Source organism: Blautia wexlerae, assembly GCF_013300825.1.
In the GTDB taxonomy this organism is placed as follows: domain Bacteria; phylum Bacillota; class Clostridia; order Lachnospirales; family Lachnospiraceae; genus Blautia_A; species Blautia_A wexlerae_B.
On record NZ_JAAIMY010000019.1, the window covers coordinates 14,281 to 36,085 of the forward strand.

Below are 21,805 nucleotides of genomic sequence, written 5' to 3' on the forward strand. Positions count from 1 at the left end.
GATTTTCTTATTTAAGCAAGGTATTTTTTAAGGTCATCAACTTTATCCAGATGCTCCCATGGAAGGTCTACATCCGTACGTCCGAAATGTCCATAAGCAGCTGTCTGTCTGTAAATCGGTCTTCTCAGATCAAGCATCTTGATAATTCCCGCCGGGCGAAGGTCAAAGTTCTCACGAATGATCTCAACCAGCTTTGTATCAGAAAGTTTACCGGTTCCGAATGTTTCTACGTGGATAGATGTCGGATGAGCAACACCGATCGCATAGGAAAGCTGAATCTCACATTTATCTGCAAGACCTGCTGCAACAATATTTTTTGCAACATAACGTGCAGCATACGCTGCGGAACGGTCTACCTTTGTACAGTCTTTACCGGAGAAAGCACCGCCGCCATGACGTCCGGTTCCACCGTAAGTATCAACGATAATCTTACGTCCGGTAAGTCCGCTGTCACCATGAGGTCCGCCGATCACGAAACGTCCTGTTGGGTTGATGAAATATTTTGTGTTCTCATCTACCATATCTGCCGGAATGATCTCATCGAAAACATATTTCTTAATGTCCTCATGGATCTGCTCCTGAGTTACATCCGGATCATGCTGTGTAGAGCATACTACTGCATCGATACGGCTTGGTTTTCCGGCTTCATCATATTCTACAGTAACCTGTGTTTTTCCATCCGGTCTTAAATATTTTAATGTACCGTCTTTACGGATCTTTGTTAACTGACGTGCAAGTTTGTGTGCCATGTTGATGGCATATGGCATATACTCTTCTGTCTCATTGGAAGCATAACCAAACTGGATACCCTGGTCACCTGCTCCGATGGCATCAATTTCATCTTCACCCATTTTTGCTTCAAGAGCTTTATCTACGCCAAGAGCGATATCAGCAGACTGTTCATCGATTGCTGTGATAACTGCACATGTATCAGCATCAAATCCATATTTTCCACGTGTATATCCGATTTCACGGATAGTATCTCTTACGATTTTCTGGATATCAACATATGCATTTGTTGTAATCTCACCCATAACAAGTACAAGACCTGTAGTTGTAGCAGTTTCACATGCAACACGACTCATAGGATCTTTTTCCATAAGAGCGTCAAGAATAGCATCGGAAATAGCATCACACATTTTATCCGGATGGCCTTCAGTTACAGATTCAGAAGTAAATAAAATTTTCTCCATTGTGTTCTCCTTTTTTTATTCATTTATAATTGTTTCCCGACCGCAGAATAACCCGCAGCCATTTATGTACTGTATCAACAGATTATTTCTCTCCGCTGATACTTTTCCGTTAACAAAAAGAAACAGCCCGAAGTAATCGGACTGTCTGATTATCTCAACAATCCTCTTATTGTTCGATCACTCGCTCAGGTTGGCACCTTCCTACACAAACAGGGGTTGCCGTGGCTTCGCAGATCCTTTGTATCTCCACCACTCTGAATAAAAGGCTATTACTAATTATTAACTTGCATTAATTTTATAGAACTGCTATAAAATTGCTGCACACCATACAATATACTTAACACTTACAAATGTCAAGCAATTTTTTTGTATTTTTTATCATCCCACTCTAAGACGGAATTTCTGGATTTCCTTCTCACTGGATACTCTCTCAATCTCAGCACCCAGGGATCTCAGCTTATCTTCAAAATTTTCATATCCTCTCTGGATATATACGATATCGTCCACAACTGTGATTCCCTCTGCTGCAAGACCTGCGATTACCAGAGCTGCACCTGCACGCAGATCCGGAGCACTTACTCTCGCACCTGTAAACTTCTTTACTCCATCAATGATTGCTGAATTACCTTCAACCTTGATGTTTGCTCCCATACGTGAAAGCTCGTCCGCATACTTGAATCTGTTCTCAAAGATACTCTCTGTTACAATGCTGGTTCCTTCTGCGAGGGCCAGAGTTACAGCAATCTGCGGCTGCATATCTGTGGGATATCCAGGATATGGGAGAGTCTTTACATGAGTACGGTGAAGTCTCTTTGGTGCACGTACACGAACTGCATCATCAAATTCCTCAACCTCACATCCAATTTCTTCAAGTTTAGCTGTAGTTGCTTCCAAATGTTTCGGAATTACGTTCTTAACTGTTACATCTCCGCCTGTTGCTGCTGCTGCAAACATAAATGTACCTGCCTCGATCTGATCCGGAATAATAGAATACTCTGTACGGTGAAGCTTCTCCACACCTTTAATACGGATTACATCTGTACCTGCACCTTTAATGTTTGCCCCCATACTGTTCAGGAAGTTAGCAACATCAACTACATGCGGTTCTCTTGCAGCATTTTCCAGAATAGTACGTCCCGGAGCCAGTGAGGCTGCCATCATAATATTGATCGTTGCACCTACAGAAACAACGTCAAGGAAAATGTGACTTCCATGAAGTTCATCTGCTTTCGCAACAATTGCTCCATGCATGATATCTACATCTGCACCAAGTGCTCTGAATCCCTTCAGATGCTGGTCGATCGGACGGCTTCCAATGTTGCATCCACCAGGAAGCGGTACCTCTGCATGTTTATACTTACCAAGAAGTGCTCCCAGCAGATAGTAGGAAGCTCTGATCTTCTTGATATATTCATAATCAACACTTACATCTCCAATTGTAGATCCGTTAATCTTCACGGTAGATTTATCAATACGTTCTACCTGCGCTCCAATACCAGCGATCGCTTCAAGCAATACATTGATATCCCTTACATCCGGCAGATTCTCTATCAGAATCGTCTCATCAGTCATTATGGCTGCTGCAAGAATAGCAAGTGCCGCATTCTTGGCACCGGCAATCTCAACTTCACCGACTAAAGGGTTGCCTCCTTTTATAACATACTGTTCCATATCACACCTCTTATTTATTTTCACTCCATGAGCAGAATTAATGGTCACTGTTCACTCTGTTTTTCGTTTTCTGCGAACATGTAACTTCTGTTTCAAATGCATATATATTTATACTAAACGATCATCCTATTTTAAAGTCAGTTGTATATTATATCATATATTTATCATTTGTAAACAAAAATTATTTACCACTGTCCTTTTCCCGAGCTGTAATAATCACTTTCCCTGCTCTTTGATATGTATTATCTCCAGAATTGCCCGAAGACTTTCATCCAAATCTTTCCCCTCTTCATCAATGGTAATATCTGCATATTTCTCGTACAGAGGTACACGTTCCTCATACAGATCTTTCAGGCTCTGACCGTCCTTTAACAGAACTCCGCGGCCTTTCAGATTTCCCAGTCTTTTGGATAAAGATTCCAGTGACAGTTTAAGATATACAACCTTACCTATGGACTTCAGATGTTCCATTGCCTCCTCACAGTAAATAATGCTTCCGCCGGGTGCAATGACCGTATCTGTCACATGAATATCTGCATTAACCTGATTTTCAATTTCCTTAAATCTTTCCGGTCCGTCCTGCTCTATGATCTCTGAAAGTTTTCTTTTCTCCTGTTTCTGTATCAGAAGATCCGAATCCAGAAATTCATATCTCAATGCTTTTGCAAGAATAACTCCTATTGTACTTTTCCCTGAACCGGGCATTCCTATTAATGTCACATTATTCATGTTTATGTCCTCTCATTTTTATCATACATGTCTGCATATGCAAATTGCGGGTTACTGTTTCTTTTTTCCGGAAAATTTTTTCTTCTTTTTTACACTGTACCCAAATGTTCCCAGTTTTTTTCCAATTCCCAGATATTCACCATGAGAATACACCAAAGGTTTCGCATCATTCAGATGAAATTTCTTCTTCTCGTCCATATACTGCGGCTCAGCATGAACTGCAAGCACATCCGCCAGAAACATATGGTGGGAACCCAATTCCAGAACCTGCCTTACTTTGCATTCAATACTCACCGGAGATTCTGCGATCATGGGAACTTTCACAAAATCCGCCTTCTCTTTGGTAAGCTTCATTTCTTTAAATTTATCAACATCCCTGCCTGAACGGACTCCACAATAATCCGTTGCATATGCCAGTTTCTCTGTTGTCAGGTTTATTACAAATTCTCCCGTCTTTCTGAGCATGTCATAAGAAAAACGGGACGGTCGCACAGAAACAGACACCATCGGCGGATTCGTGCAGACAGTTCCTGCCCATGCAACTGTAATAATATTGTCATTTCCCTCTCCGTCAGAAACACTTACCATAACTGCCGGAAGTGGATAAAGCATATTTCCTGCTTTCCAGGTTTCTTTTGCCATTTCTTATTATCCTCAGCTATTCTATCTGCTGCCATCAGTTGTAATCATTCTGTCCGGCCTGTGCAGCTTCCATAAGTGCCGGAATTAGCTGTTTCTTACGTGAAACAACGCCTTTCAGATCAAATACACCATCCTCTGGCTCCATATGGAAAGCAATACGTGCCATGTCCTCACTTCCCTCACCATAATAGAGAAGCTCTGTAGATTCCTCAATAATATTGGTAAGCATAAAGAATACGCGGGTAACGCCATGACGGCCACACTCGCTGACCATAAACGGAACCAGACGCTCTTTGATTTCTGCCAGCTCATCGCTATCCATAGAACTGATCTGTCCAACACCAAAGTTAATCTCATCCTCAGCAATAAATTTCTTATAATCCTGATAGAAAATTTCTTCCGGTGATTTGTCTTTCAGGTTACTTCCTGCTTTAAACATCTCTTTTGCAAACTGCTCAATATTGATTCCTGCAATCAGTGCCAGCGCACCTGCTGCCATCTTGTCAGATAATGTGCAGGTAGGTGAACGGAACATCAGTGTATCTGAAATAATTGCAGCACAGAGAAGCCCTGCAATACTCGGTGAGATTTCAAGTTTCTGCTCCCCATACATTTCATACAGAATCGTTGCAGTACATCCAACCGGCTGATTTCTGAAAGAAATCGGTACCATAGTTTCCAGAGAGCCAAGTTTATGATGATCAATAATCTCCACAATTTCAGCTTTATCAATATTGTCAACTGCCTGATCTTTCTCATTATGATCCACAAGTGCTACTTTTTTCCTGTGCATATCCAGGAAATTTCTTCGGGAAATTGTTCCGATACATTTTCCCTTTTTGTTAATTACAGGGAACGCACGATGACGGTGTTTGATCATCTCATTCTGAATATCATCCGTAAAATCCTCTGTATTAAAAGTAACCAGATTATCTGTTTTCATAATATACCGTACAGGAATACTCTGGTTGATCAGTCTTGCGATCGTAAATGTATCATACGGAGACATAATAATTACAATTTCTCTCTCATGAGCAAGCTTTATCACCTTTTCGCTGACTTCAATTCCCATACCAACGATAATACAGCTAACATTCTGCGCAATCGCCTGAAGATGATCCTCTTCTCTGTCTCCCATGATTATCAGGTCATCCGGTTCAATATAGGCTTTGAGCATTTCCGGATTTGCAGTTCCCACCAGAACTTTTCCTTTTGTAAAATATCCATGCTCATTTCCCTCTACTACGGTACCTGCAATTGTCTCGGCAATTCTTCTGTACTGTGTCTTCGCTCTTGACAGCAGATAACTGTCCGTTGTATCCATATAAGTCTTAGCAATATCACCGATTGTGATCAGACCTTCCAGCTGTCCTTCTCTGTCTCTGATCGGAAGAGATACGATACTTTTCTCCATCATCAGATCCCATGCATTTTTCAGGGACATACTCTTATCAGCTTCCGGACTCATACGGATATCCATATCTTTTATCTGTGTTCCAATGTTAGACAGATATCCCGGCGGCTGCATGCCGAAACGATTTAACACATATTCTGTCTCTTCATTGATCTGTCCTGCACGCTTTGGAATGTATTTCACCTTCTGAGAAGTCCTGTTTTTGATGTCCGCATAGGCAATTGCTGAACAGATGGAATCCGTATCCGGATTCTTGTGACCTATTACAAATATTTTTTCCTGATTTCTCATACAGATTCTAACCTCAATTATCTAATTTAATGTTTGCAAAAAGTGCGCCAAGAGATGTGGAAGCCTCTTCCTTTGAATCCGGAAGCTCGATCACTTCCTCCTCAATTTCCTTAGCCATCATATCTGTTGCCTCTTTGATGCTCAGACTTAATTTTCCATCTTTGACAGCAGTTACTTTTACCTTTACTTTATCTCCAACTGTCAGAACTTCTGACGGTTTCTTAATTCTCTTCTCACAGATCTGTGAAATATGAACCAGACCTGACAGACCATTTCCCAGATCTACGAATGCACCATATGGCTGTAAGCTCTCAACAACACCTTCTGTTACAAGTCCGACCTGCACATTGGAGATTTTTGTTTTTCTCTCCTCTTCTGCTTTTTCTCTTAATATTTCCTTTGCAGAGAGAATTAATCTTCCTTTTTCTTTATCAATATCGAAAACCTGAACCTGAATTGGTTTGTTCAGATATTCGTTTGTATCCTCCACATAATTCAGGGCAAGCTTTGAAGCAGGAATAAATCCACGTACACCTTCTACATAGGCAATCACACCACCATTTACGATTCCTTTTACCACTACATCCACTACTTCTTTTGAATCTTTTAATTCCTTCAGCTTATCCCATGCAAGCATATCTGCCGCTTCTACTCTGGACAGAAGAATATTTCCATTTCCATCATCTTTTCTCACAACAGTTGCAGAAACCTCATCTCCCGCATGTACCTGTTCTTTTAATGAGAAGCCCGGTTCTCTGCTATAATCCTCTGCCGGAATAATACCTTCTGCATAATATTTAAGATCTACCACAACTTCTTTTTCATCTACACTGATAACAGTTCCTGTAAGAATATCCCCTTCTTCAATTTTCTTAAAAGAGGCTTCCAGTTCTGTCTCATAATCTTTCATTGATTCAGCCATTATCTGTTTTCTCCTTTATCTGGAATAGATTATATAATGCCAGCTTTTTTCCAACATTATAACACAATCCCTTTAATAATGGAAATCTGAATTTTCGTATAGATAGTTTACACAAACGGATATTTATATGTTACAATAATATTATTGTTAACCAACTACAACTACAGCAATTCCATAATCATTCCCCTGTAAGATTATGAAAATCAACAGAAAACTGCCTGTATTATGAAAGGATATTACACATGAATTATGATTCTGTCCCATTGAAAGATTTTAAAGAACTGAATGACTGGGAGACAGTTATTTTTGTCTATCAGTCTGCCCTTAAACAGGTAGAAACAAAGATTGATATTCTAAACGGTGAATTTCAGCACAGACATAAATACAATCCTATCGAACATGTAAAGTCAAGGATTAAAACTCCGGAAAGTATTGTAAAGAAACTAAAACGCCATAGTTATGAATCCAGTATTGAAAACATGGTACGCTATGTAAATGATATCGCAGGAATCCGCATCAGCTGTTCCTTTACATCTGATATCTATCTGATTGCAGACATGATTTCCAAACAAAATGATCTGACAATTCTCGCAAGACGCGATTATATGAAAAATCCTAAGAAAAGCGGTTACCGCAGTTATCATATGCTGGTTACCACACCTGTCTTTCTCTCTGACAGTATCATTGATACCAAAGTAGAGATTCAGATCCGTACAGTTGCACAGGATTTCTGGGCAACTCTGGAACATAAGATGCATTATAAATTTGAGGGAGACGGACCTGACTATATCACAAAGGAATTAAGAGAATGTGCCCGATATGTTGCAGAACTGGATACCCGCATGGAAGAACTCAATAATGAAATCCAGAAATATGGAAAATCATCGGATAAAAAATGAAAAATCCCCATAAAACGAGGAGTGCCCCGGCAGTGGTTTACCGGGGCTATTATTATGAAAAAAATTTATGTGTAATGATAACACATTACAACGTCTTTCGTAGGTTCTTTCGAACTAGCTATATAGTAGCAATTACTTATGAACAAAATATGAACTCATGGTTAACTTTTCGTTCATTTGCACAATTATCCTATGATTTTATTATATTTTTTAGGAAATTACCACATATTTTGTTCTCATCATATTTTTTCACCTGTTTATCTTGCACACTTTCATAATTTTTAATAACTGTTCTGTCTTTCCACAGCTACTATTTGAAAATGAGCAGGTTTAATTAAAGAGACTCTTCGCAAAATCAGCTAACTTATGCAGAATTCCTTTTACCTCTTCTTTACCAATTCCCATTTCTTCCAATTTATCATATGCCTTCGTCACAGCACTTCTAAGCTGTTCCTCATCAATATCTGAATCCTTAATCTGCTTAACAATCTTGATGATACGGTTCTCCTCTTCCTCTGAAAGACTAACTCCTATAGTACTCTCTGCAGTCTGGAGCAAAGATCTGAGCTGATCATCTGAAATATCCTGTTTTGCCGCCTCATTTTTCACATACATAATGATATCAACTACTTTATCAGGATCCGATATAAGAGAGTCAATCTCATTATCAGAAATAATCTCCTGTACAGATTCTGAAGTATCTGCAGCCATCGACGGTACTGCCGGTGCTGTACATGTGAGTGCTGCCGCAATAATAAATATTCCTGCTTTTTTTATTCTCATAATTTAATTACCTCCATACTTCTTACAATCAATAACAAATCTCTGTCGTTTCTCTGTCAGCAGATCACTGACAGTTAGCAATCATTTTCATTTACCGGCTCATTATATCAGAAATCCTATACCTTTTGTAAAATAAATATCACACTTTCTGCCTTCATAAATCCTTCGACATTTGTTCAAATTTTTTTCACAACTTAAACACGATTCTCTCATAATTGCAGGATATACTAAGGTCATAAAAATAATAAAGCCAACATTATTTTTATAAAATTTCTTTTTCATATGTTGATTGCCAGAGACGGCAATTAACTCTCCTTCCTTTTAAAAAATAAATTTGAACGTAATATAAAAAGCATCCGCTTAGCCACCGGATGCTTTTTATATTTATCTGATATGACATTTTATGAGATCTTTAGAAACGCATTTGCCAATTGTGCAAACTGCTCCAGTGTCAATGCTTCTCCTCTGACATTCAGAGAGAACCCACACATCTCCAGCGCTTTCTCAATCTGTTCTTTAGAAAATGGAAACTCCGGTGAATTCTTCAGACCATTTACCAGCGTTTTCCTTCTCTGGTTAAAAGATGCTCTGATAATACGAAACATCAGCTTCTCATCCTTTACCTCAACCGGCGGTTTTTCATATCGTTCCAGTCTGATCACCGCACTTCCCACTTTGGGTCTTGGCATAAAACAGTTCGGAGGGACATTTGCCACAATCTGTGGTTTCGCATAATACTGCACTGCCAGTGAAAGCGCCCCGTAATCTTTTGTTCCGGGTCCTACCTGCATTCTGTCTGCAACTTCCTTTTGTACCATAATGGTAATCGAATCAACAGGCACCTGATTCTCAAACAATCCCATAATAATCGGGGTAGTAATGTAATACGGCAGATTGGCAACGACCTTGATCGGACGTCCCTGATTTTTTTCCAGTGCAAGCTGGCGGATATCTACTTTAAGGATGTCATTATTGATAACAGTTACATTATCCCACTCTTTCAGGGTATCTGCCAGAATGGGAAGCAACGTTTTATCAATCTCAACTGCTGCCACTTCTCTCGCCGCTTCAGCCAGATACTGTGTCATGGTTCCGATTCCCGGTCCAATCTCCAATACAAAATCATCTTTTGTGATCTGAGCAGAATCTATAATCTTATCCAGAACATGCGTATCGATCAGAAAGTTCTGACCAAACCTTTTCTGGAATGCAAAATTATACTTCTGAAGCACTTCTATGGTATACTTTGGATCTCCTAGATACGGTCTGGGCATAATCTTTACTCCTTCTTTTCCTGTATGTATTATTTGGTAAAATCTTTTTCGTACAGCACAATATAGCCGTCTCTGTCTATACGTTTCTTGGATATATTTCGCTTAAACTTGCGAATTCCTCCCTGCGACTTCGCAATTGCTGCATCTATCATTTCTTTTACAGCACCGATGTTCATTGGTAAATCTTCTTTCTGATTAATTCCGATCAAATTGTATAATGCAAGCATTCCCATCTGATCTATAATATAACCATTTTCTTTCGTATAAATCCTTGCAAAATTAACAAGTTCATCATTTGTAAATACCGGAATATTAATCATCGAAGTAAACTTTTTAGCAAATTTCGGGTATCTGGCAATGAACTTACGCATACCAATCTTTTCATCTTCTACGATTACAGTCAATCCGTCCGTATTTACTTCCATTGCCTTATCAAGCATCTCAACAGTTTCCTGAGTCAGCTGATTGGCATTCTCAATCACCAGAAAACCTCCTGCCAGTTTTGCAAAAATTTTATAAATATTTTTACCATTTATCTGCTCTGCAAAAACATAAGCAACCTTGGATGCTTCCAGATTTAATTCTTTGCATATTGCCGGAATCAGACCGGAAATCAATCTTGTCTTTCCGCATTCTTTTCCACCCATAACAATGATATTTCCTGTTTTGGATGTCTTGTCTGCTGCCGCCATCTGCACATCACATAATGTATCAACCAACTGTTCCTTCATACCTGGAACTTTCACAAAATATGTAAACAATTGTTTCTCATCATCAGTCAGTTCTTTTTCCCTTGGTACAAGATTTCTTGGATCTGTCTCATCTTTTGACTGAATAGATTCAATAAAACGCTCCAGCTCTTCTTCTTCAGATAAAGGTTCTTCATTTTCCGCTTCAGGTGCGGAAACTAATTCCTCAGTATCTAAATCTGAATCCTCAATATCTTCCAGATTCAGATCAGCATTGTCCACGGGTCCATGCAAAAATTCTGCTTCCGCTCTTCTGAGATCTTCTTCTGTAACTTCCTCTTCTTCCTGCAATACAGGCTCCCCGGTTTCTACATAATCCTCTACTGTCGGAGTTTCATCTGGCTCGGATTCCTCAATTATATTTTCGCTGAGAAAATCAGGTTCTTCCAGTTCATTGGATTTATCAGAATTTTGCAGTGCTTCTCCTTGGGTTTCTTCTTCTGTTTCCTCTTTCGGTATCTCAATTCCCTGAGCATTTGCTGCCGCCAGAATTGTATCTTCCAGATTAAAGTCTATACTGGCAGAAGCAAAAGAACCTGCAACATCTTCTACCTTTGGTGCCTTACTTAATTCCATATTTTTCATAGAATCAGGAATATTTAATTCAGGCATCTTTATTGTCGCACCAAAATCTACAGGATTCTCTTTCTCCTGAGCCTTTTCTGAATTATTTTCAGCCGGAACAGCTACAGGTGCCTCTCCTGGTTTCTCTGGCTCAGCTTCCAGCTCCGGAACATTTTCCGGCTCTTTCTCTGAAACATCACTTTTTATGATTTCTTCCGGAATCTCATCCTCTTTGGTAATTCCGGCTCCATCGATCATATCCACTGATTCCTCTGTGAAATTCTCCCTCTCCAAAGACTTTCCACCAAAAATATCCTTAATGTTCTTGGAAATCTGAGCTTGCATACTCGCCATATCAATTGGTTTCGCCGGAGCTTTTTCTTCTGATTCTTCCATTACTTCGATTTTCTGAATTTCTTCAGTCTGCTCTTTACTATCTCCGGACTCTTTTACAGTTTCATCTTCCTGCTGTTCAGATTCACTTTCTGTTTCCTGTTTTTTAAGCTCCTTTGCCTGTTCTGGTGTAATAAGTTTCGGAATAAACTGTTTCTCATATTTTGCTTTCTCTGCGCCTGTCAGTTCTCCCATTCTCATCTTAAGGTCATAGGATTTCATTACATACTTTCCTTCGCTGAACCATAAAATGATTTCATTACACAAATCCAGACATTTCTGTTTCTCTCCTGCTTTATAATATAAAGCAGCCAGCTCATAAGACCATTTCTCTGTAAATTCCTGCTCTTTATATTCTTCCAGAATTCTGATCTGTTCATTCAGTGATGCATTCTTCGCTTTTGCAATCTTATACTGCAGAATATACTGGGTATTGTCATTAGAAGCCACCTGTCTGTATTCTTCAAAAAAATCTTCTGCTTCACTGATATCATCCATTCTCAGAGAAATTTCAATCAGACGATAAAGAATATTTTTTCCAACAGATGCTTTATGATATGCAAGAAGGAAAATCTCCTTACTGTCTTCATATCTTCCATTTGCTGCATATATTTCACCAACAACACATAAAGTACGGACATTTTTGACACGTCTCCAGTCAATACTGTCAACAATACTCATAGCCCCTTTATAGTCTTTATCCTGAACCAGCTTATTGATTTCTTCCAGTTTTATCCGAAATTCTTCTTTGTCCAATGTATTCACCAACTTTCCATAATTAGATTCAGTGTATCATAAGCCTATATCCTTGTCAAAATAATCATGAATCATTCCCATTTAATTTTATGCAGACTGTGATACTGTTCCCTGAACTACCTGAAATACCTTATTTATCTGAAACTGATGACTGATAAAATCATCCAACCCTGTACACGTGATCAGGGTCTGAATATCCCTGATACTGTCCAGAAGATAATTCTGCCTGCTGCTGTCCAGCTCTGACAGAACATCATCAAGAAGCAGAATCGGTGTATCCTTTATTTTTCTCTTTACTATATATATTTCTGACAATTTAAGTGAAAGAGCAGCCGTCCTCTGCTGTCCCTGAGAACCGTATTTCCTGATGTCTACCCCATTAGCCATGACACACATGTCATCCCTGTGCGGACCTTCAGATGTCAGTCTCATCCTCATATCCTTTTCCCTGTTTGCGTGAATGACACTTTCCAGTTTCCCGGCTGTACAGTCCGGCTCATAAACAATTTCCAGTTCTTCCAGTCCTCCTGTCAGATTGGCATGTATCTTTCGAACAGTTTCGTTCAGTTCTTGAATAAATTCACTGCGCTTATCAATAATCTTCTGTCCATATTCAGCCATCTGCATATCCCAGATATCCAATGTCTCTTTCAGTGATGGCTGAACACAGATATCCTTCAGTAATTTATTTCTCTGATTTACAATATGGTTATATGAAGCCAGATTCGTGAGATATATCTTATCTAACTGGCACAGTTCCAGATCAAGAAATCTCCTTCTCTCCCCCGGACCGTTTTTGATAATATTCAGATCTTCAGGAGAAAAAAATACCAGATTAACCACTCCGAAAAGCTCACTGGCCTTCCGTATAGGAAGACCATTGATTGCCACACCTTTTGCTTTATTCTTTTTAAGATGCATATCGATTCTGTAAGAAAGCTCATCTCTCTTCACCATCATTCTGATATGGGACTCATCTTTTCCAAATTGAATCATATCCTTATCTCTGCTTCCCTTATGTGATTTTGTAGTTCCGCAAAGATAAAGCGCCTCCAGGATATTTGTCTTTCCCTGAGCATTATTCCCGTAAAATATATTTGTCCCCTGTGCCAGATCAAGTTCCAGAGAATCATAATTTCTGAAATTTTTTAACTGAACAGATTCAATATACATTTATTCACCTGATTACTTTTATTTCTTTTCCATCATAAGAAACGATGTCACCTTCGTAAACCTTTCGGCCACGACGTTCATCTACTTCCCCGTTTACTTTTACCAGTCCGTCAGTGATCACATATTTCGCTTCAACCCCGTCCTGAACCATATCTGCAAGTTTCAGTAACTGCCCCAGTTTTATAAATTCATCTCTGATTTTAATTTCTTCCATTTTCATTTACTCCCTATCTCGCCTGATTCTGGTTGATATTTACAGGCAGAATCAAATATGTGTAATTTTCCTCGTCATCCCTGATAAAACATGGTGCTTTTGGATTTACGAGGTAGATACTGATTGTTTCATCATCGATTACTTTGAGTGCATCGATCAGAAATCTTGGATTAAAGCCAATAAGGATATCTTTGCCCTCTTTATCAATATCAATATTTTCATTCATGGAACCCATTGCGGAATCAATACGTAATTCCATAGAATTATCTGTAATTTCAATAATGATTGGTTTCTTTTCTCCCTCTCTTACCAACAGAGTGGCTCTGTCGATACAGTCCAGAAATTCTTTTTTATTAATTTTAATTTTGGTTTCGTAATCGCTGGAAAGCATCTGATCAATACGGAAATATTCTCCGTCGATTAATCTGGAAACAACAATAGTCTGGTCAAACTCAAATAAAATATGATTTTTTGAGAAATAAATATTTACAATATCGTCAATTTCACCGGACAAAATCTTACTGATCTCATTAAGTGTTTTGCCAGGTACTACCACTTTGCGGTCATCATAATCTTTTTTCAGTTCCATACGTCTGATTGCGATACGATGTCCGTCAAGAGATACTATTTTCAGGTGGTTATTTTTGATTTCAAAAAGTTCACCTGTCATTAATTTATTGGTTTCATTGGATGCAATTGAGAAAATAGTCTGTCTAATCATCTCTTTTAATGTGAATTGTGAGATAGTGATACTTTCTTCTTTTTCAATTATTGGGAGATACGCAAAATCTTCTCCTGATTTACCTGGAATTGTGAATTTCGCTTTTTCACAGGTAATGGTGGCAGTAAGTTTTTCATCTGTTTTAATAGTTACCGTATTATCTGGCAGTCGACGAATGATTTCATAGAAGATTTTTGCATCCAGTGCAATGATTCCTTTTTCTTCAATATTTCCATCAACAATTGTTTCAATACCAAGTTCCATATCGTTGGTAGTAAATTTAATCTGGTTTGTTGTGGCATCAATTAAGATGCATTCCAGAATTGGCATTGTTGTTTTAGAAGGAACTGCTTTCAGTGAGATGTTTACACTTTTGAGTAGATTATTTTTTTGGCAGATAATTTTCATAATGTGTATAACTTCCTTTCCTGGGTGATGTGGTTTTTTATAGATAAATATATAAAAGAAGTTCGTCGTCGCCGCCGTAGGGGATGTGAATATGTGAAAAACTCCATTGGAGGCTTATTTTTCAAGGGTTTCGGATATGGATAACTTCGTGTAAAGGTGTGCTTAAAGTATGTGAATAACTTGTGTATAACTGAAGTGCTCAAAAAGCGGCAGAAAGTTATACACAGTTATTCACATACTATCAACATCTTATACACATGTTATACAGTCAGTTATCCTCATCCCTGTGGATTAATTTTCTTCTTTAAGGTCTCGATGGTATTTTTAAGGTTTTCATCGTTGTTGATTTCTTTTTCAATTTTGTCAATACCGTGCATAATGGTAGTATGATCACGGTTTCCAAGACATTTACCAATAGATTTCAGAGGGGTTGAGATGATTTCCCTGCATAAATACATAGCAATCTGGCGTGGAGTTACAATTTTGGAGTTACGCTTATTTCCACAGAGGTCATTCACTGTAACATCAAAATGTTCAGCAACCATGGAAATAATATAATCCGGCGTGATGACTTTCTTTTCATCAGGGGAAATAATATCCTTTAACGCCTGTTCGGCAAGTTCAAGTGTAACTTCTTTTTTTTCAAGTTTGGCAAAAGCCATCACCTTGTTGATCGCGCCTTCCAGTTCGCGGATATTGGATTTAATATTGTTTGCAATGTATTTGATTACTTCCTCGTTAATATCATATCCATCCATTTCTTCCTTCTTATGAAGAATTGCCATTCGGGTTTCGTAATCCGGCAGTGTGATATCTGCGATCAGGCCCCATTCAAATCGTGAACGGAAACGTTCTTCCAGGATTTCCATATCTTTTGGAGGTTTATCTGACGAAATAATAATCTGTTTTTTGGCACTGTGCAGGCTGTTAAAGGTATGGAAAAATTCTTCCTGTGTAGATTCCTTTCCTATAATAAACTGAATATCGTCGACAAGAAGAACATCAATGTTTCTGTATTTTTCACGAAACTTGGTCATTGCCGAGTTATTTCCATTACGGATTGTTTCGATCAGTTCGTTGGTAAATTCTTCACTGGTAACGTAAAGTACTTTGCTGTTTTCATCATGATCAATAATGAAATGAGCAATAGAATGCATCAGATGAGTTTTTCCCAGACCTGCACCGCCATAGATAAAGAGCGGATTGTAGGTATCACCCGGGGATTCGGCAACTGCAAGAGCTGCTGCCTGGGCAAATTTATTATTGCTTCCGACTACAAAGGTATCAAAAGTGTATTTTGGATTCAAATGAGCTTCCTCGCAGCGTGCGTCCTGAGACTGCGCTTTTGGAGAAACTTCCTCTTTTTTCGGAACATCTTCCGGCAATATGAAATTGATGTCACAGTTTTCCATTCCGGTAACTTCACTAATCGTTACCTGAAGTGGAAGTTTGTATTTTTTACTTATATAATTGAGACCTACCTGCTCTGAAGGCACGATAATAGTGACAACATTGTCAACTACTTCGTAAACAGTAAGTGGTTTTAGCCAGGTATTAAAAGAAACGTCGGACAGATCATGTTCTGTCTTGACGATTTGCAGGATTTCGTCCCATTTTTCCACAACTTTGTTCATTTTCTGGTTCTCCCGGTTCGTATTACTTCTATATTAAGTGTGTATTGATAATATTGAGTTTTCCACAAACTCTGACCGTATTCTTAAAAAAGACATAAATATCCTTATATATATTATAATAAAATGCCTGTTTTCGCAATGTATATTTGAGGGAAATGTGGAAAAAAAGTTATCCCCACTTTTTATGTGGATTAGTGTGGATAACAGTGGAAAAGCCAATTCCGGTTACCATAATGTGACGTTATTCTTTTAAAAACGATAAAAAATGGGGATAATTTTATGCACAGTAAGAAAAGTAGAAATAAAAGCATTTTTTTGAAGATATGTGTAAAATAGACAGGAGAAAGTGGAAAGATATATAGGTATTCCACAAGTTATCCACAAGTTATCCACAAAATGTGGATAATATTACGTAAACCAATTATGTAATCCACAATGGCATAAAAAACCATTTAAATCTTTGTGTAAATAATACTTGACGAATCCACCCTTTATGAATATAATTGAAATGATGTTCTAATAAGTAAAGTTGGCGGGCAGGAGAGCTGTAGAATTCGGTGTCTGTCATACTTAAAAAGTTACAAAATTTAACATGGATAATAGATAAAGGAGGTGCTTTACCTATGAAAATGACATTTCAGCCAAAAAAGAGATCCAGAGCAAAAGTTCATGGTTTCAGAGCTCGTATGAGCACAAAGGGTGGTCGTAAAGTATTAGCTGCCAGAAGATTAAAAGGAAGAAAGCATTTATCAGCCTAAGAATAAGACCGCAGTTATGTGGTCTTTTCTTCTCTTAAAAAAGAGATCAGGAAAGGGGATTCTATGCAAAGATCAGAGTCCTTAAAAAAAAATCAAGATTTTCAAAAAGTATACAGAAATGGAACATCAAAAGGTAATCGGTATCTGGTGATGTACGTACTGAAAAATCAGTACATGAAGAATCGTCTGGGAATATCAGTAAGTAAAAAAGTAGGGAATAGTGTGGTTCGCCACAGACTCACCAGATTGATAAGAGAAAGTTATCGGTTGAATGAAGCGGAATTTGAAAACAGTTTGGACATTGTAGTAGTTGCACGCCCACAGGCAAAGGACAGGACCTATCATGAGATAGAGAGCGCACTGATGCATCTGGCGGGAAAGCACTGCATAGCAGGTAAGAACAATGATAAAGAAGTTTCTGATCAGAATAATTAAACTCTATCAAAAGTATTTGTCACCGATGAAGAGAACAAAATGTCCTTATATTCCCACATGTTCTCAATATGGTTTAGAAGCAATCGAAAAATATGGTGCATTAAAGGGTGGTCTTCTTGCGGTATGGAGGATACTTCGCTGTAATCCTTTTTCCCACGGAGGCTATGACCCTGTACCGTAAAGACAGGAATGTACTTGAAAATTGAATATTGATCGATCGAAGGAACCTCCTGTCATTTATGGATTCTAGGAGGAAATGAACTTGGAAATGATTTTAGCGACAAAGAGCAGCACTCCTATCATTGGTCAGCTTGCGACCGTTATGGGATGGATCATGGATGGTATTTACAGATTGCTGAATATCTTTGGAATTCAGAATATCGGTCTTTGTATTATCATCTTTAGTATCCTTATTTATGCTCTTATGACCCCACTGCAGATCAAACAGCAGAAATTCTCTAAGCTGAGTGCGATTATGCAGCCGGAACTTCAGAAAATTCAGAAGAAGTACAAGGGAAAAAACAATGATACTGCTGCAATGCAGAAAATGCAGGAGGAAACACAGGCTGTATATCAGAAATACGGTGTATCTCCTACAGGAAGCTGTGTACAGCTTGCAATCCAGTTCCCTATTTTGATGGCCTTATATCAGGTAATTTATAAAATTCCGGCATATGTAGGAAGTGTAAGGGATATCCTTGCATCTGCAGTTACCAGTATTACAGGTGTAAACGGATATACAGATATCCTTCAGCAGTTTATCACAGATAATAAGATGACAAGAGTTCAGCTTATTATGGATGGAAGTAAAGCTACAAGTAATTCAGTCACAGACTTTTTGTATGCATTATCACCTTCTCAGTGGAAAACACTTGCTGAGACAAGCCAGTTTGCAGGATTTACTGATACACTGAACAGCACTGCAAAAGAGATTTCACATGTGCAGAATTTCTTTGGTCTGAATATCGCTGATCAGCCACTGACTTATATGAAAGCAGTTTTTGCAGGAGGATCTGTTCTTCTGGCAATCATTGCGATTCTTATTCCGATACTTGCATGGGCTACACAGATGATCAACTTAAAGCTGATGCCTCAGGCAGCACAGCAGAACGGCGATTCACAGCAGGATGCAATGATGAACTCCATGAAGACAATGAATATGGTAATGCCGTTGATGTCAGCAGTATTCTGTTTCACATTCCCTGTAGGTCTTGGTATTTACTGGGTAGCAAGTGCAGCAGTAAGAAGTGTGCAGCAGGTTGTTATCAATAAAAAGATGGATAAGATCCAGATTGAAGACCTGATCAGTGAGAATATGAAGAAGATGGAAAAGAAGCGTGAGAAAGCGGGACTTCCACCTCAGAAGATTACAAATCAGGCCCATCAGAGCGCCAAGAATATCAATAAGATTGAAAAAGGCAGCAGCAATACAAATGTTGAGACAAGAGCCAAGAAGGTTGAAGAAGCTTACAAAGACGCTGCGAATGCAAAACCTGGCAGCATTACTGCAAAAGCCAATCTGGTAAAAGCATTTGATGAGCGTAATAAGAAGAAGTAGTCAGGAACGGAGGGGTTGGCATGGAGGATTATATCCAGTTTTCAGCGAAAACAAAGAGTGAAGCAATTACAAAAGCATGTATCGAGTTTGGCGTATCCAGTGACCAGCTTGAGATTCAGGTAATAAGTGAAGGCAGCAACGGATTTTTCGGAATCGGAAGCAAGCCTGCAGTAATTAAGGTTCGTAAGATTGAGCCGGTTTCTGAGGAAGAAGAAATGAAGGAGATCGTAGAGACAGTGAAACTCGATTCCTTCAAAGAGGAAGCCCCGGTTCAGGAAGAAAAGAAAACGGAAGCTATAAAACCGGTAAAGAAAGAAATCAAAGAGCCGAAAGCTGTTTCTGAGAAACCAAGACAGCCAAAACCTGTAAAGGAAAGGGCCGCAAAAGAAAAACAGCCGAGAGAATTCAGAGAGCCAAAAGAGAAACAAGTCAGAGAAAAGACGGCTAAACCGGTAAAACCGGCAAAGCCTGTTGAGATTCTTACAGATCCGGAAGAAATTAAAGAAGTAGAAAACAGAGCAAAGGTATTCCTTCGTGATGTATTTGCGTCCATGAATCTTGGAGAAGTAGAGATTACATCTGAATATAACACAACGGACGGAAGTCTGGAAGTTGACTTTGAAGGCGAAGATATGGGAATCCTTATCGGCAAGAGAGGCCAGACTCTGGATTCTCTTCAGTATCTGACGAGTCTTGTGGTAAATAAAGGTAAATCAAATTACATTCGTGTAAAACTTGATACAGAAGATTACCGCAAGCGTCGTAAAGAAACTCTTGAGAACCTTGCAAGAGGTATTGCTTATAAAGTAAGAAAAACCCGCAAGCCGGTTATTCTTGAGCCAATGAATCCTTATGAGAGAAGAATTATCCATTCTGCTCTTCAGGGAAATAAATTCGTTGAGACAGTCAGTGAGGGTGAAGAGCCTTACCGTCATGTAGTGGTAAAATTAAAAAGAAATTAGTAATATGACTGCTTCATTGCAGATATGAAAAAAGAATGTTATTCTAGGTGAAAGCGTGAATAACACGTAACTTTGCGTGTGTACTTTTGCCTGGAGTAACATTTTTATTTTACAGAAAGTCTTGTATATATACCAGAGAGATTACACACTTGCAGAAAAAAATAACAGCAGTCAGTGTGATTTTCCTGTTATGTATATAAGATGACAGAATTATTGTAACAGTCTACTGTTCCGCAGGGACGGAACTATTATAGAACAGGCAAGTGAGGAGAAAAAAATGGAAACAACAATCGCAGCAATTTCCACAGCCATGAGTGCGTCCGGAATCGGAATCATCCGTATCAGCGGTGAGAATGCCATGGATGTGATTTCCCGTATCTACAGATCAAAAGGCGGGAAGAAAAAAATAAAAGAAGTTCCGACTCATACCATTCATTATGGATATATTTATGATGGAGAGGAACTGATTGATGAGGTTCTGGTAATGATCATGCATGCACCGAGGACTTTTACAGGAGAAGATACAGTAGAAATAGATTGTCATGGTGGTGTATATGCTATGCAGAGGGTTTTGGATACAGTGCTGAAAAATGGTGCCGAAATTGCAGAACCAGGAGAATTTACCAAACGTGCCTTCCTGAACGGACGGATGGATCTGTCCCAGGCAGAGGCTGTTATGGATGTTATACAGGCGAAAAATGAATATGCGCTTCGCAGTTCCATGGATCAGTTAAAAGGTTCTGTGCAGAAAGCAATCCGAAATATCAGAGAAAAGCTGATTTATCACATTGCATATATAGAATCGGCACTGGATGATCCGGAACATATCAGTCTGGATGGATATCCCCAGGAACTTCTGGAAGTTGTGGATAATGAACAGAAAGAAGTGAAGCGCCTGTTGAAAACTTCTTCTGACGGAAAGATGATCCAGGAGGGAATCCAGACAGTTATCCTCGGAAAACCAAATGCCGGAAAATCCTCACTGTTAAATCTTCTGATCGGAGAAAACAGGGCTATTGTGACAGATATTGCAGGAACGACCAGAGACATTCTGGAGGAATATATCACACTTCATGGAATATCTCTGAAGATTATTGATACAGCTGGAATCCGGGAAACAAAGGATATTGTGGAAAAAATAGGGGTAGACAGAGCCAGAGAAATGGCACAGAAAGCAGATCTGATTCTTTATGTAGTGGATTCTTCTGTTCCGCTTGACGAAAATGATGAAGAAATCATGGAAATGCTTACTGGAAAAAAGGCGATTATCCTGTATAATAAAACTGATCTTCAGCCGGAAATCCAGCCGGAAATCCTGGAAGAAAAAACAGGACATCCGGTAATTCCGATTTCTGCAAAAGAAGAAAAAGGCATTACAGAACTGGAAGAACAGATTAAAGATATGTTTTTTGGAGGAGAGATTTCCTTTAATGATGAGGTATATATTACAAATGCCCGTCATAAAGCAGCATTGGAAGAGGCTGACAGAAGCCTTGATCTGGTCAGAAACAGTATCGAAATGGGAATGTCGGAAGATTTCTTTTCTATAGATCTTATGAATGCATATGAAAATCTGGGTAAGATCCTCGGAGAGTCTGTTGGTGAAGATCTGGTAAATGAGATATTCAGCAAGTTTTGCATGGGTAAATAAAAATCAAAAAA

The 21,805-nt window shown here is 38.8% G+C and carries 20 protein-coding genes and 1 riboswitch; of the genes, 7 read left to right on the forward strand and 13 right to left on the reverse strand.

All coding sequences use genetic code 11. The features are described from left to right. Positions 1-11: 11 nt before the first annotated feature. From metK to G4417_RS10615, 6 genes are all read right to left on the reverse strand, one after another. Complete coding sequence (gene metK, locus G4417_RS10590; RefSeq protein ID WP_008707987.1) at positions 12-1,193, reverse strand: methionine adenosyltransferase; 1,182 nt, start codon at positions 1,191-1,193, stop codon at positions 12-14. 163 nt (positions 1,194-1,356) lie between these two features. Then, positions 1,357-1,458: riboswitch (SAM riboswitch) on the reverse strand. 113 nt (positions 1,459-1,571) lie between these two features. After that, a complete protein-coding gene (locus G4417_RS10595; RefSeq protein ID WP_173683421.1) occupies positions 1,572-2,864 on the reverse strand; it encodes a UDP-N-acetylglucosamine 1-carboxyvinyltransferase in 1,293 nt (430 codons plus the stop codon). Positions 2,865-3,080: 216 nt separating this feature from the next. Continuing rightward, positions 3,081-3,593, reverse strand: coding sequence for a shikimate kinase (locus tag G4417_RS10600; protein WP_173683422.1), 513 nt, complete (start codon positions 3,591-3,593; stop codon positions 3,081-3,083). A 51-nt stretch (positions 3,594-3,644) separates the two neighbouring features. After that, positions 3,645-4,235 (reverse strand): flavin reductase family protein, encoded by a 591-nt coding sequence (locus G4417_RS10605; protein WP_173683423.1) that lies wholly within the window; start codon positions 4,233-4,235, stop codon positions 3,645-3,647. Positions 4,236-4,269: 34 nt separating this feature from the next. Beyond that, positions 4,270-5,940 carry a putative manganese-dependent inorganic diphosphatase gene (locus G4417_RS10610; protein WP_173683424.1) on the reverse strand — a complete coding sequence of 557 codons (1,671 nt, stop codon included), beginning with the start codon at positions 5,938-5,940 and terminating at the stop codon, positions 4,270-4,272. Between the two features lie 13 nt (positions 5,941-5,953). Then, on the reverse strand, positions 5,954-6,862 hold the full coding sequence (locus G4417_RS10615) for a S1 RNA-binding domain-containing protein (RefSeq protein WP_173683425.1): 909 nt from the start codon (positions 6,860-6,862) through the stop codon (positions 5,954-5,956). A gap of 242 nt (positions 6,863-7,104) precedes the next feature. Between G4417_RS10615 and G4417_RS10620 the strand changes: the two genes are divergently transcribed. Beyond that, a complete protein-coding gene (locus G4417_RS10620) occupies positions 7,105-7,761 on the forward strand; it encodes a GTP pyrophosphokinase (protein ID WP_173683426.1) in 657 nt (218 codons plus the stop codon). Between the two features lie 330 nt (positions 7,762-8,091). Here G4417_RS10620 and G4417_RS10625 read toward each other — a convergent pair whose 3' ends face one another. The 7 genes from G4417_RS10625 to dnaA form a co-directional block, all read right to left on the reverse strand. Further along, positions 8,092-8,544: a DUF1002 domain-containing protein gene (locus tag G4417_RS10625; RefSeq protein ID WP_173683427.1), complete on the reverse strand. Its 453-nt coding sequence runs from the start codon at positions 8,542-8,544 to the stop codon at positions 8,092-8,094. Between the two features lie 401 nt (positions 8,545-8,945). Next, the gene (gene rsmA, locus G4417_RS10630) at positions 8,946-9,818 is read right to left on the reverse strand and encodes a 16S rRNA (adenine(1518)-N(6)/adenine(1519)-N(6))-dimethyltransferase RsmA (protein ID WP_173683428.1); all 873 of its coding nucleotides are present in this window, start codon (positions 9,816-9,818) and stop codon (positions 8,946-8,948) included. A 29-nt stretch (positions 9,819-9,847) separates the two neighbouring features. Then, the gene (locus G4417_RS10635; protein WP_334296880.1) at positions 9,848-12,289 is read right to left on the reverse strand and encodes a hypothetical protein; all 2,442 of its coding nucleotides are present in this window, start codon (positions 12,287-12,289) and stop codon (positions 9,848-9,850) included. Between the two features lie 78 nt (positions 12,290-12,367). After that, complete coding sequence (gene recF, locus G4417_RS10640; RefSeq protein ID WP_173683430.1) at positions 12,368-13,453, reverse strand: DNA replication/repair protein RecF; 1,086 nt, start codon at positions 13,451-13,453, stop codon at positions 12,368-12,370. Between the two features lie 4 nt (positions 13,454-13,457). After that, complete coding sequence (locus G4417_RS10645; protein WP_173683431.1) at positions 13,458-13,667, reverse strand: RNA-binding S4 domain-containing protein; 210 nt, start codon at positions 13,665-13,667, stop codon at positions 13,458-13,460. Between the two features lie 13 nt (positions 13,668-13,680). Beyond that, positions 13,681-14,796, reverse strand: coding sequence for a DNA polymerase III subunit beta (gene dnaN, locus G4417_RS10650; protein ID WP_173683432.1), 1,116 nt, complete (start codon positions 14,794-14,796; stop codon positions 13,681-13,683). Positions 14,797-15,074: 278 nt separating this feature from the next. Next, on the reverse strand, positions 15,075-16,430 hold the full coding sequence (gene dnaA / locus G4417_RS10655; protein WP_173683433.1) for a chromosomal replication initiator protein DnaA: 1,356 nt from the start codon (positions 16,428-16,430) through the stop codon (positions 15,075-15,077). 623 nt (positions 16,431-17,053) lie between these two features. On the opposite strand from dnaA, the gene rpmH reads away from it, so the two are divergent. The 6 genes from rpmH (at position 17,054) to mnmE (ending at position 21,794) form a co-directional block, all read left to right on the forward strand. Next, positions 17,054-17,188, forward strand: a complete 135-nt coding sequence (gene rpmH, locus G4417_RS10660; RefSeq protein WP_008708004.1) for a 50S ribosomal protein L34 — start codon at positions 17,054-17,056, stop codon at positions 17,186-17,188. Positions 17,189-17,251: 63 nt separating this feature from the next. Then, complete coding sequence (gene rnpA / locus G4417_RS10665) at positions 17,252-17,623, forward strand: ribonuclease P protein component (protein WP_173683434.1); 372 nt, start codon at positions 17,252-17,254, stop codon at positions 17,621-17,623. After that, a complete protein-coding gene (gene yidD / locus G4417_RS10670) occupies positions 17,592-17,804 on the forward strand; it encodes a membrane protein insertion efficiency factor YidD (protein ID WP_173681245.1) in 213 nt (70 codons plus the stop codon). The genes rnpA and yidD overlap by 32 nt, the downstream gene beginning before the upstream one ends. An 87-nt stretch (positions 17,805-17,891) precedes the next feature. Continuing rightward, on the forward strand, positions 17,892-19,181 hold the full coding sequence (locus G4417_RS10675; protein WP_173683454.1) for a YidC/Oxa1 family membrane protein insertase: 1,290 nt from the start codon (positions 17,892-17,894) through the stop codon (positions 19,179-19,181). A 20-nt stretch (positions 19,182-19,201) separates the two neighbouring features. Next, positions 19,202-20,143, forward strand: a complete 942-nt coding sequence (jag, locus tag G4417_RS10680) for an RNA-binding cell elongation regulator Jag/EloR (protein ID WP_173683435.1) — start codon at positions 19,202-19,204, stop codon at positions 20,141-20,143. A 277-nt stretch (positions 20,144-20,420) separates the two neighbouring features. Next, positions 20,421-21,794, forward strand: a complete 1,374-nt coding sequence (mnmE, locus tag G4417_RS10685) for a tRNA uridine-5-carboxymethylaminomethyl(34) synthesis GTPase MnmE (protein WP_173683436.1) — start codon at positions 20,421-20,423, stop codon at positions 21,792-21,794. Positions 21,795-21,805 lie beyond the last annotated feature (11 nt).

Coding starts and splice junctions, on each gene's coding strand:
- metK (WP_008707987.1), bottom strand. CDS start 1,193: ATGGAGAAAATTTTATTTACTTCTGAATCTGTAACTGAAGGCCATCCG.
- G4417_RS10595 (WP_173683421.1), bottom strand. CDS start 2,864: ATGGAACAGTATGTTATAAAAGGAGGCAACCCTTTAGTCGGTGAAGTT.
- G4417_RS10600 (WP_173683422.1), bottom strand. CDS start 3,593: ATGAATAATGTGACATTAATAGGAATGCCCGGTTCAGGGAAAAGTACA.
- G4417_RS10605 (WP_173683423.1), bottom strand. CDS start 4,235: ATGGCAAAAGAAACCTGGAAAGCAGGAAATATGCTTTATCCACTTCCG.
- G4417_RS10610 (WP_173683424.1), bottom strand. CDS start 5,940: ATGAGAAATCAGGAAAAAATATTTGTAATAGGTCACAAGAATCCGGAT.
- G4417_RS10615 (WP_173683425.1), bottom strand. CDS start 6,862: ATGGCTGAATCAATGAAAGATTATGAGACAGAACTGGAAGCCTCTTTT.
- G4417_RS10620 (WP_173683426.1), top strand. CDS start 7,105: ATGAATTATGATTCTGTCCCATTGAAAGATTTTAAAGAACTGAATGAC.
- G4417_RS10625 (WP_173683427.1), bottom strand. CDS start 8,544: ATGAGAATAAAAAAAGCAGGAATATTTATTATTGCGGCAGCACTCACA.
- rsmA (WP_173683428.1), bottom strand. CDS start 9,818: ATGCCCAGACCGTATCTAGGAGATCCAAAGTATACCATAGAAGTGCTT.
- recF (WP_173683430.1), bottom strand. CDS start 13,453: ATGTATATTGAATCTGTTCAGTTAAAAAATTTCAGAAATTATGATTCT.
- G4417_RS10645 (WP_173683431.1), bottom strand. CDS start 13,667: ATGGAAGAAATTAAAATCAGAGATGAATTTATAAAACTGGGGCAGTTA.
- dnaN (WP_173683432.1), bottom strand. CDS start 14,796: ATGAAAATTATCTGCCAAAAAAATAATCTACTCAAAAGTGTAAACATC.
- dnaA (WP_173683433.1), bottom strand. CDS start 16,430: ATGAACAAAGTTGTGGAAAAATGGGACGAAATCCTGCAAATCGTCAAG.
- rpmH (WP_008708004.1), top strand. CDS start 17,054: ATGAAAATGACATTTCAGCCAAAAAAGAGATCCAGAGCAAAAGTTCAT.
- rnpA (WP_173683434.1), top strand. CDS start 17,252: ATGCAAAGATCAGAGTCCTTAAAAAAAAATCAAGATTTTCAAAAAGTA.
- yidD (WP_173681245.1), top strand. CDS start 17,592: ATGATAAAGAAGTTTCTGATCAGAATAATTAAACTCTATCAAAAGTAT.
- G4417_RS10675 (WP_173683454.1), top strand. CDS start 17,892: ATGATTTTAGCGACAAAGAGCAGCACTCCTATCATTGGTCAGCTTGCG.
- jag (WP_173683435.1), top strand. CDS start 19,202: ATGGAGGATTATATCCAGTTTTCAGCGAAAACAAAGAGTGAAGCAATT.
- mnmE (WP_173683436.1), top strand. CDS start 20,421: ATGGAAACAACAATCGCAGCAATTTCCACAGCCATGAGTGCGTCCGGA.